Below are 10,811 nucleotides of genomic sequence, written 5' to 3'. Positions count from 1 at the left end.
CTTAATCGCGGTGCGACACTTCAAATCAAGTCCTTCCGGGTAGCACCGTAAGGCGGGGTCCGAAGGCACCTGGCAACAGAAGCCTTCACCTTCTCCCCCGCTTCGAAATGGTCTATAGATGCTTGAATAATTGACTCGTCTAATCCAGATGGGCAATGAGAAAAGCCTACGCAAGACAGTAAGCCAAGCAAGACAGTAAGATCGAGTTCGAGGAAAGACGGGACGCTCATGGGCCAGGACCACATCCGCTACGACATTCTGGCACAGGACGCTCTGCGCAGCGTCATCCGCAAGGTCCTGACGGAGGTTGCCACGACCGGTCATCTGCCCGGCGAGCATCACTTCTTCATCACGTTTCTCACCGGCGCGCCCGGCGTGCGCATCTCGCAGCACCTGAAGGCCAAGTACCCCGAACAGATGACCATTGTGGTCCAGCACCAGTTCTGGGAGCTGAAGGTCACCGAGATCGGCTTCGAAATTGGCCTCTCCTTCTCCGACACGCCCGAGCGGCTGGTGATCCCGTTCAACGCGATCCGCGGCTTCTACGATCCGTCCGTCAATTTCGAACTGGAGTTCGACGTGGCGGCTGGCGAGGAGGAAGAGCAGGAATCGGCGGAGATCACCGCCTACCCGGTTCCGGAAGACAATGGCGAGGCGTCTGCCAAGGACGACAAGCCGACCGAGCCGAAGAACGGCGGCGGTTCGGTCGTCTCGCTCGACTCCTTCCGCAAGAAAAACTGATCGAGCCAGCCTTCAGTCGGTTACGGTTGAAGCGCACAACATTGGGCAATTCAAAGTGATGCAGCGGCCTTTGCGCGTCCCGCGGGACGCGCGGCGCTGAGGGAGCCTTAAGGTCATGACCGGCGACGTCGTCAATCTGCGCCAGTTCCGCAAGCGCCGTGAGCGCACGGAAAAGGAAAAGCAGGCCGAGCAGAACCGCATCACCTTCGGACGCACCAAGGCCGAAAAATCCCTGACCCAGGCACTGAACGACAAGGCCGAAACCCGCCTCGACCAGGGCAGGCTCGAACGTCCCTCTGCGGACGAAACCGACGGCGACAAGAACTGACGCCCCCTCGCCTTCCAACGAAAAGCGATTCCGAAGCAAGGACTTGCAGCGGCTTCCCGAATCGAATTGCCAGGCAGTTGAATCAATCTCAGAGACCGGGCAATGATCCGTAAGCACTCCGCGACGCTCCACGGCCACCGCACGAGCTTCTCGCTCGAGGACGCCTTCTGGCAGGAGCTGAAGGTGATCGCCACAGAAAGGGCCATGCCCCTCGCCCAGCTCATCGCCGAAATCGACGACCAGCGCGCGCCCGACAGCAACCTTTCTTCAGCGCTGCGGGTCCACGTGCTCGCGTGGCTGAAGGCAAAGGCACCCGCGCCCGATATCGGCTGACATCGCCCCGCACCGCTGACAAGGCAAGAAATCGCCTAGCGCCTGCGGGATAACTGTGTGGCCCATGCAACAGCGGCCGCCGTTCTCGTCACCTCAGCGCACGCTTCCTCCCGAAATCGGTTGTTTTCGAACACGCTTATATAATGATCGCTTAGCCGCAGCGGCGGCTTATGCCGTCGCGCATGTGAGCGTTGGAAGTAAGCAGGTCAACGGAAAGGCGCTGCAAGCCCGGCCGTGAGCTGCACAAGCGGGAGGCGTTTCATGAGTATCTCTTCGCGACTTGGCCTTGCGGCCTGCCTGAGCCTGGTGCCCCTTCTCTCGGCCTCTCTTCAGCCGGCCCATGCAGCCGACATCACGCCGCTGATGGCGCCTGCCGCACCGGTGGAAGAAACCGAGAGCGGCTGGCAATTCGCCTTCGCCCCCTATTTCTGGATGGCGGGCCTTTCCGGCGACACGTCGCAATTTGGCCTTCCGACCGTCCATATCGACTCAAGCTTCAGCGACATCTGGAGCAATCTCGACTTCGCCGCCATGGCGACGATGGAGGCGCGCAAGGACCGCTTCAGCATCTTCGGCGACATTATCTACACGAAGCTCTCCGGCGACGGTAAGGCGCGCGGCATCTTTACCGACACGGTGGACGTGGACTCGGAGACTTTCTCCGGCCTCATCGGCATTGGCTACACGGTCCTTGAGGACCAGAACTCGCATCTCGACGTGGTCGGCGGCGCCAAGATCTGGTCTGTCGACACCACCATATCCTTCCACGGCGGCCCGCTTGATGGCGTCAGCCGCGATGACAGCAAGACCTGGGTCGACGGCATGGTTGGCGTGCGCGGCGCCTACTACTTCACGCCGGAAATCTACCTGACCGGCTGGGGCCTGGTCGGTGGCGGCGGCGCCGATATCGACTGGGACGTCGGCCTTGGCCTCGGCTACCGTTTCAACGACACGATCTCCGCCATCGCCGGCTATCGCGCTCTTGGCGTCGATTACAGCAATGACGGCTTCATCTTCGATGTCGTGCAACAGGGCCCGATCCTCGGCCTATCCATTCGCTTCTAAGGCGACGGCGTTCGGTATGGCGGCAATGCGACCGGCTATTTGACCAGCCGGATCGCGCCCGGATTGTTGATCGTGTTGTTTGCAAGCTCCGCCTTGCAATCCAACTGGAAGCTGCTGTTGCCGATCATCGTGATCTCCTGTGCGACGATGCGCACGCATTCGCCTCCGGTCTTGCCGTTGCCGGAATATTGGATCTCCCGCGAAGCCGGCATGTAGATGATCCCGGCGAGCGACGAGTTGCTGTTGCCGTTGATGGTGGCGACTGCGGTGTTGTTCCTGGCCGCGACGATCGAGAAGCCGGCCCAATCGCCGCTCGTCGACGCGGTGATCCGGAAGGTTGCCCCGCCGTGGAAATCGAGTTGCGCGCCGTTGAGCAGGAAAAATGTGACGCCATCTGCCACGACCACCGACTGGCTGGCGAGCTTCAGGCTGCCACCGTCGATGATGTAGTGTCCGGGCCGGAGAAAGACATTGCCCTTGATGTCGAGGCTCCCGTAAGTCCCGGGTTTCAACTCGACGCGATAGCCGTCCGGCGCATTGTTTGGTGTCTTGCTCGTGCCGTTGCAGTCGCCGTTGCCGCCACCGCCGCCCACGAAATTCTGCCCGCAGCCGGCAAGATTTACCCATCCCGCCGTCGTCGGCATCTTCTTGAACCGGAAAGGATCCGCGATCGGCGCAATGTCTTCCACCGCGGCCTTGCAGGCCAGTTCGAGATGCGCAAGCGTCGCCGAGACCTTGCCCGCCGCGTAGAGGCACTCCGCCTTCAGCGTCGCGGACCCGCTGAGATAGATCGACTGCGCGTCGCTCGAATTCGAGGTGATGGTGCAGCCGGATGTATCGACATTCGCACCCCCACTCACTTCGAACGCCCGGCTCGCCGTCTGGTGAAGCGCAAGGATGCACGCTTGACGCCCCGGCATGCGCGCGGCAACGCTTTGCCGGCGTATCGTGTAGGGTTGAAGCCCCCAAAATAGCGGCGCGTATTTCAGCGTGTAAGCGGTCGTGGCCGTCGTCTCCTGACCGACCGTGCCGAAGGTCACGCCGATTGGCTGGGTCGCGACGGATCCGGCATTCTCCGTGCCGATTTCGTCAACACCTTGCGGCGTGCCAAAATTGGCAAGGAAGACGCTGTCCGCCATTGCCGCGGCATCCGCCGCGGCCTGCCCTTCACCGTCGAACCGGACTGCCGCATAGGCCGCAGCATCGAGCGCTGCCTGCATCTTGGCTGCCTCAAGGTTTATCCGGGCGAGGTTTATGGCAACGGAAGCGGCCGTAAACAGCGGCACCATCAAAAAAGCTGACAGGACGGCGAAGTTGCCGCCTTCATCCTTGAGGAAACGGGCGGCGTTCTTTTGCGTATCGTTGCGCATCTTGCTTCATTGCCCCCTCGGCATGCGGCAACGACTTCGGTCCGGATCGGACCCGAGCCGCAAGCTTCACCGTTAGCAATGCGCCAAGGAGGCTGCCCCCCTTTCGGCGCGGACAGCAACATTAGTAAATAATAATTTAGAATCAGCTTCAGGATTCGTTAAAATTTGGCGAGCTCAATAGCCTCGACTTGCGCCCGAGAGGATTGAGCCTGGTGGCCGAAGCGGCGACTGACCGTTGCCGTAGATGCAGCCCCACTTGCGGCGCGCGGGCGACGCAGGATCGCCCCTCCCGGAAACCCGGAAGGCACGCCTTCGATCACGATGATCGCTTGCTACTGCACGGTAATGTCGGGCAGGACGTCGAAGTTCAGCTTCTGGCCAGGTGCGCCGCCGGCGCTGCCGCCCGTACCGTCGGGCACGATCTGCGATGGCGGCTGCCCCTGGCTCGCGCCGCCTGTCGCTGCCGGCCCTTCCAGCGCCCGCCGCTCGGCCTCGGCGCGACGCGCCGCCTCCGCCTGCCGTTCTGCCTCCGCCTTGCGCTCTGCTTCCGCCTTGCGCTCCGCCTCGGCCCGCGCCTCGGCTTCCGCCTTCACCCTTGCGGCTTCCTCGGCCCCTGCAGCGCGCCGCCGCTCTTCGGCAACCGCACGCCGCCGCTCCAGTTCCCGCGCCTCAGCCTTCGCCTTGTAGAGCGCGAGTTCGCGGCGCAGGCGCTGCTTCTCCAGAACATTGGCCTGCAGGATCTCGACGCGCCGACGCTCGCGCTCGAAGGCGCGCAGCGACAGGAAGTTTGCAAGATCGGCCACTTCAAGGCTGACGCCGGGCGCGTCAAGCAGGCCCGCATAAACGATCCGCACACGCGGTTCGGCACCTGCAAGCGCTTCTTCGCCCGGCCGGAAGGTCAGGTCGATGCCGCCGTCGATCCGGCCGGCGGCAAGATCCAGGGCCGCCTCACCCACCAGGGCGGCGTTGCCGTCTCCGGCCGTCACGTTCTGCGCCCTCAAGACCCCGCCGGCGATGCTGAACGGAACCTTGACGACGCCGACCACTGACTGGCCCGAAAACACCGCCGTCTCCGTCTCACTTCTGATCGTATCCGCAGAGATCTGCGTCTTCAGTGCGTCGGCGCCGGCCAACAGTTGCGGCAGGGCCGCGCTGTTGACGCCGGCAACCGTCATGCCGTTGAAGGTGGCGGTGCCCGAACCGCTCGCCGAATGCGCCATCGCCTCGGGCGTCGCACCGGAGGCCTCAAGCGCAACGGAAAGGTCGAACGTGCCGGTCGCCACGGGTGCGCCCGCATGAACCCAGCCCGCCTGCGCCAGATCCCCGCCCTTCACGTCGAGACGCGACCGCAGGAAGCCCGAGCCGTTGGCATTGCCGATCTGCACCCGCCCGCCAAGCTTGCCACCGAGCCAGTCGCCGGTCGCATCGGTCAGTGAAACCTCGTCGCCCTTCCACTCCATCTTGCCGGCAAAGCCCGTGACGGCGCCATAGACGCCGGGCCAGAACTTGCCGGCCTGCACGTCGAGCGCCACGTTGAGACCGGTCCAGGCCGGCTGCGCCAGGGGCCCCTTCGAAAACGCGCCGTTGGCGTCTTCGATCGGGCCGACGATGCCCTCGCCCAACCAGGCAAGATCGAGCGTGTCGAGCGTGATCTGGCCGGTGGCGGTCCCCGGCGTCTTGCGGTCGATCGTCAATCCGCCCGTAAACGCGTTGCGATCGGCCTTGCCTTCGACGGCCGTCAGCGCAATCGCTTCCGGCGTTGTCGCAACATCGGTAGAGACCGACAGAGGCAGGCCGCTTCCCATTTGCGGCAAGGCCACGCCTTGCAAGAGCAGATAGGGCTCCAGGTCCTGCGTCTGCAGCGTCACCTTCGCCTGGCCTTCGAGGAAATGATCGCGGGAAAGATCGAGGCTGCCCTTGGCCGCGAGCGAGGTCTTCTCGGTGGTGAAGGTCACCGTCCCGTTTGCCTTGGAACCGTCAGTGCTTTGCAGCTTGATCGAGAGGATGCCGTTGGCGTCCGCATCGAAAGGCAGCGGATCAAAACCCGTCTGGCCGAGAAGCAGTCGGGTTTCCGGGTTTTCGAGCGTCGCCTCGAGCAGGATCGCCTTGCCGGCAAGCGCCTGCGCCATGTCGGGCGCCTGGTAGCTGGCGGCGATCTTGGTGCCGTTGGCCGTGCCGAAGATCCCGAAGGTCGCCGGGGCGTTGCCTTCCTTGTTGCCGGCCGTCAGCGTCACGTCGAAGGCGGTATCGCTGTAATAGGGGCCCGCCTTGATCAGCTGCCGGAGCGCTGGATGATTGACCGCATGGCGCCCGATCATTTCAAGGAACGGCGTCAGGTTCTTGGCGGCAAGCTTCATCTTGGCCGAAACCACAGGCTTTTCCAGATCGCCGCTGGCCCGGCCGGAAAAGGCAAGCTGCGCGCCGGCAAGCGAGCCGATCGCCACGCGCTCGGCCTGGAGCTGGCCGTTCTTCAGCGTCAGCACCGCTTGCACGTCCTTGGCTTCCTCGCCATAGGCGGAAAACGCGTCAGCCGACAGGTCGGCGGCAATCGCATGCTGAAGCAGCGTATCGGTGGAGGCATCGCCCGCCACCAGCCCCGTCAAGGCCTGCAGCGCCTCGAAATCGATGCGGTTGCCCTTGAGCTGCAACGACAGGTTCGGCTGTTGGTCGGCGAAAGACTGCCGCTCGATCCGCCCCTTCAAGCTCGCCTCGTCGGCGGCCACTTCCAGGTTCTCAAATTGCTGCAACGTATCGGTCAGGTTCACGGTGGCCGAAAAGCCTGCCGTCCTCAGCTTCCGGATCGCCGGGTCGACAGAGCCTGCCAACCAGTTTGCAAGGCCTGAGGGCTGGTTGGAGGCAAGCAGCAGGTCGCCGCGGAAGGTCCGCTGCCCCTTGAGGTTCAGCCGGCCCTTGGCCTCCAGTTGCGTGCGTCCTGGCAAAAGCGCCACGACATTGTCGATCACCCAGCCCGCACCGTCGGGCTGCACATCGATGCGCACGTCGCGCACGGTCGTATCTCCGACGACGATCGCCGGGAGCTTCAGGCTGGCGCGGCCAGGCACTTGCGGAATGGGAATGTCGGCAGCAATCGCGAGCATCGCCTCCAGCCGCTGGCGCATGGAGATCGCCGGATCGCGGCCGGTCTTGTTGTTGCGGCTCGGGCCAATGCGGCTGACGTCGATCTGCTGGCCGTCGGCAATCAGCAGGAACTTCTGGTCCTTGCCGGTATCGAGGGTCGCCTCGCCGGTCACGACGTAGGGATCGTCCGACGGGCCGATTTCGAAGCGATACTCCGGAACGCGGATGCTCTCGTTGGTCAGCTGGAAGTCGCCGTTGATGCGCAGCGGCGCTTTCTGGTCCGCCTCCTTGGCCTCGCCCTGCGGCCGGTTCTCGGTCAGGGTGAAACGGCCGCTGTAGACGGGCTTCAAATCGACGATGCGAAGCGACCCGTCGGTCTCGACGCCGAAGGGACGCTTGTCGGGCGTCACACGGGCCTTGAGGCTGAGGGCCCCTGCTGCATCCACCTCCGCACTGGTCAAGGAGAAGCTGCCGGCTTCGCCGTCGAGCGCGGCGCGCCCTTCGACCTTCCAGGGGCCGGCGAGCGAGCGCGCCGAAACGTCGGCGGCAAGGCCGCTGACGCGCCTCGTGCGGCCGGTCTGCTCGTCGACGAACTCGATCTGCCCGTCGTTGATCTCGACGTTTTCCAGCACGACGGTCTTGGCCGGGATCGATGCGCGCCGCCCGCGCGCCCAGTCGAGCGTGCCATCAGGCAGGAGCCTGACCTTGGCCTTCGGGCGGTCGAGACGCATGTCGAAGATCAGCGCCTCGCCGCTTAAGAACGGCGCAAGCTCCGCACTCATTGAAAACTGCGCCACCTGGATCAGCGGCTCGCCATCTTCGCTGGCGCCGACACGCACGTCGTTGAGTGTCACCGTCGGGAACGGGATCAGCCGCGCATCGACGCTGCCATGCACGACCACCGGCTTGCCCATGATGCGGCTCGCCTCGCGTTCGAACTCCTTGCGGAAATCCGTCCAGTCAATGAACCACGGGGCGATGAGCGCCGCAAACAGCGCAACGACCACAAGTCCACCGACGGCAAGCAGAATTCGCGAAAGCACCGTGCCTATATTCCCATTCCGTTCATCGGCGCATCCGCGCGCCGCAAATCGATGTGAGCGCCAGGAACTGACGCTCGCCTACGGTGCCAAGCACGGCACCGTAGAGAATTGATTTGCCGCATATTTCCTTCGGGGTCGATTCCGACTTCAGAACTATGCAGTATCACACTTTGGCCCCGGCGCATCGCCCCAAAACAGGGCGGCGCCCGGCGCCCTTCCCCGCCGCCTCAGGCGAAAATCTTGCCGGGGTTGAAGATATTGTCAGGATCGAGCGAACGCTTGATCTGGCGCATCAGGTCCAAGGCATCGCCAAGCTCGGCCTCAAGAAACGGCATCTTGCCCTGGCCGATGCCATGTTCGCCGGTGCAGGTGCCGTCCATCGCCAGAGCCCGCGCATTCAACCGCTCGACAAACGCCTCGGCGCGCGCAACGTCGGCCGGGTCCTTGTCGTCGAAGAGCAGGCCGACATGGAAATTGCCGTCACCTGCATGGCCGACGATCGGCGCCGTCAGGCCATGGGCAGCACTGTCTTCCTGTGTCGCCGCAACGCAATCCGCCAGCCGCGAGATCGGCACGCAGACGTCGGTCGACAGGATCGCAGCTCCCGGGATCAGGCTCTTTTGCGCCCAATAGGCATTGTGCCGCGCCTTCCACAGCTTTGCCCGCTCTTCCGGATTGGTGGTCCAGAGGAAGCCGGTCGAGCCGAACTCGGCTGCGATTTCGGCAAACTGGCGCGATTGCAGCTCGACGCTCTCGGCGCTGCCGTGGAACTCGACGAAGAGCGTCGGCGTCTCGGCATAGGAAAGGCCGGAATAGCCGTTGCAGGCCTTCATCTGCAGCGCATCGAGAAGCTCGATGCGGGCAACGGGAATGCCCGACTGGATGGTGAGGATAACCGCGTTGCAGGCGTCAGCGGTCGTCGGGAACGGGCAGACGCCGCCTGCGATAACCTCCGGAATGCCCTGGAGCCGAAGCGTGATCGAGGTGATGATGCCGAGCGTGCCTTCCGCGCCGACAAAAAGCCGGGTGAGATCGTAGCCGGCGGACGACTTGCGCGCTCTGTGGGACGTGCGGATCTCGCGGCCGTCAGCCGTTACCACCGTCAAGCCCAGCACATTGTCCTTCATCGTGCCGTAGCGCACCGCATTGGTGCCGGACGCCCGCGTCGAGGCCATGCCGCCAATCGAAGCGTTGGCGCCAGGGTCGATCGGGAAGAACAGACCGGTGTCGCGAAGATAGGTGTTGAGCTCTTCGCGGGTGATGCCCGGCTCGACCCGGCAGTCGAGATCCTCGGCGTTGACCTCAAGCACCCGGTTCATCCGGGCAAGATCGACCGAGATGCCGCCGTGCGGTGCGTTGACATGACCTTCGAGCGAGGAACCGGTGCCAAAGGGGATCAGCGGCACCGTAAAGCGGGCAGCGATGCGGACGATCTCGCGCACCTCTTCCGCACTTTCGGCAAACACCACGCCATCGGGCAACTGCGCCGGAATATAGGTGGTCGTGTGGGCATGCTGGGCGCGGATCGCCTCGCCCGTCTGAAAACGGTCGCCGAAACGGGCAGCCAAGGCTTCCTTCGCCGCGGTTATGCCGGCCTCGTTTCTCGCGCCAGCTCTGATTGCCTTCAATGCCACGGAAAACGCCCTTCCTCTTGCACCTGAGCTACCCCCTCGCGCAGAGGCAAGAGGAAGCGCAGTCATTTCAAGGCGCTACTGTGCAAATCGGAATCACTTTGTCCAGACGCTCGCGCACTTGATTGGCACAGTAGCCCAGGAAAACGCCGGACGTGAGACCGGAGTGTCACAAGACTGTCCGACAGCGTTGAAAACACCAACGCTTAAGAAGCCGAACGAGATGCCCCATCTGCCGAGATAGGCCCCCGCCATCGCTGCTGCAGTGATCCATTCGGGAAGCCCTTGCGTATCAACGGCGAGCGGAAGGACTTGTGACGTGCTTGGAGAGATCGGCAGAAAGCGACTGATGATGCGCTTGCCGCACCTGAGGGCAAGCATCGCGTCGGCATCGTCGGATTGCATGATTGAGCTGTTCTGCAGTTATGAACTCGCAGTCAACATGCGGGATGCTCTCGTGCTGGGCAATGGCCGCCCTGATCTCACGGACGAATATCGGCAGATCTGCCTCGAACTCGAAGAGGAGGTCGAGGTCGTGCTCTGCGCGACGGCGCTGGCCATGCGCCGTGACGGCACATAGGCGCAGGGCCGTCAGACCGGGCACGCGGACAAGCCGCGTCGCACGCCATTTGCTCATGGCGAAAAGTCACCCGACAGACCGAACGAATTCCGGCACGCGCCGCTACGTATGAGAGCGAAACGGCGGAAAACACCTGCCGTTTTCCAGGCCTTGCGCTATGATATTGGCGTGAAGGAAGGAGACGCAAATGCCGGGTCTGCTCGCTTTGCTCACGGCGTCGATCTTTTTCGGCGCCGCCATCTACATCAACTGGGCCGAACAGCCCGCAAGGCTCCACCTCGACGATCGTGCGGCGCTGGTGCAGTGGGTTCCCTCCTATCGCCGCGGCTTCGAGATGCAGGCGACGCTCGCCGTCGTCTCAGGTCTCCTCGGTGCCAGCGCCTGGGGGCAGACCGGCCATGTGCTGTGGGGTTTTGGTGCCGCGATCATCATCCTGAACTGGCCCTACACGCTGCTCTTCATCATGCCCGTGAACCGGCAGCTGGAGGCCATTCGCCCGCAGGACGGCGGCCACGAGGTCCGCGAGCTCATCACGCTCTGGGGGCGGCTGCACGCCGGGCGCAGTGCTCTCGGCGGGCTGGCGGCAACGATTTTTCTCGTCGCCGCCTGGCTCGAACTGTAGGGGCTTCGCAGCGCCGGTTG

At 63.7% G+C, this 10,811-nt stretch carries 9 protein-coding genes and 1 other RNA gene; 7 read left to right on the top strand and 3 right to left on the bottom strand.

All coding sequences use genetic code 11. The features are described from left to right. The 5 genes from ssrA to VGO04_RS15105 form a co-directional block, all read left to right on the top strand. Positions 1-90, top strand: a transfer-messenger RNA (tmRNA) gene (gene ssrA, locus VGO04_RS33040); the annotation flags it as partial. Between the two features lie 138 nt (positions 91-228). Beyond that, positions 229-741: an SspB family protein gene (locus VGO04_RS15120; protein WP_327496777.1), complete on the top strand. Its 513-nt coding sequence runs from the start codon at positions 229-231 to the stop codon at positions 739-741. Positions 742-856: 115 nt separating this feature from the next. Then, positions 857-1,069: a DUF4169 family protein gene (locus tag VGO04_RS15115; RefSeq protein WP_327496776.1), complete on the top strand. Its 213-nt coding sequence runs from the start codon at positions 857-859 to the stop codon at positions 1,067-1,069. Between the two features lie 102 nt (positions 1,070-1,171). Further along, positions 1,172-1,402, top strand: a complete 231-nt coding sequence (locus VGO04_RS15110) for a ribbon-helix-helix domain-containing protein (protein ID WP_327496775.1) — start codon at positions 1,172-1,174, stop codon at positions 1,400-1,402. Positions 1,403-1,765: 363 nt separating this feature from the next. Continuing rightward, positions 1,766-2,467 (top strand): hypothetical protein, encoded by a 702-nt coding sequence (locus tag VGO04_RS15105; RefSeq protein WP_327496780.1) that lies wholly within the window; start codon positions 1,766-1,768, stop codon positions 2,465-2,467. Between the two features lie 35 nt (positions 2,468-2,502). Here the strand turns inward: VGO04_RS15105 and VGO04_RS15100 are convergent, their stop codons facing one another. The 3 genes from VGO04_RS15100 to VGO04_RS15090 all read right to left on the bottom strand — a co-directional run bounded on the left by VGO04_RS15100 (position 2,503) and on the right by VGO04_RS15090 (position 9,592). After that, positions 2,503-3,837 carry a TadE/TadG family type IV pilus assembly protein gene (locus tag VGO04_RS15100; protein ID WP_327496774.1) on the bottom strand — a complete coding sequence of 445 codons (1,335 nt, stop codon included), beginning with the start codon at positions 3,835-3,837 and terminating at the stop codon, positions 2,503-2,505. A gap of 332 nt (positions 3,838-4,169) precedes the next feature. Beyond that, entirely contained in the window at positions 4,170-7,922 is a 3,753-nt protein-coding gene (locus VGO04_RS15095) for an AsmA-like C-terminal region-containing protein (RefSeq protein ID WP_414650545.1), read from the bottom strand. Between the two features lie 263 nt (positions 7,923-8,185). Further along, positions 8,186-9,592, bottom strand: a complete 1,407-nt coding sequence (locus VGO04_RS15090; protein ID WP_327496772.1) for an FAD-binding oxidoreductase — start codon at positions 9,590-9,592, stop codon at positions 8,186-8,188. A 346-nt stretch (positions 9,593-9,938) separates the two neighbouring features. On the opposite strand from VGO04_RS15090, the gene VGO04_RS15085 reads away from it, so the two are divergent. Together VGO04_RS15085 and VGO04_RS15080 are read left to right on the top strand one after the other, a co-directional pair. Then, positions 9,939-10,169, top strand: coding sequence for a hypothetical protein (locus VGO04_RS15085; RefSeq protein ID WP_327496771.1), 231 nt, complete (start codon positions 9,939-9,941; stop codon positions 10,167-10,169). Positions 10,170-10,356: 187 nt separating this feature from the next. Beyond that, the gene (locus VGO04_RS15080) at positions 10,357-10,791 is read left to right on the top strand and encodes a DUF1772 domain-containing protein (RefSeq protein ID WP_327496770.1); all 435 of its coding nucleotides are present in this window, start codon (positions 10,357-10,359) and stop codon (positions 10,789-10,791) included. Positions 10,792-10,811: the final 20 nt, after the last annotated feature.

Origin of the sequence: Ensifer sp. (assembly GCF_035999185.1) — a bacterium.
In the GTDB taxonomy this organism is placed as follows: Bacteria; Pseudomonadota; Alphaproteobacteria; order Rhizobiales; family Rhizobiaceae; genus Ensifer.
This window is presented reverse-complemented; position numbering and strand designations above follow the sequence as displayed.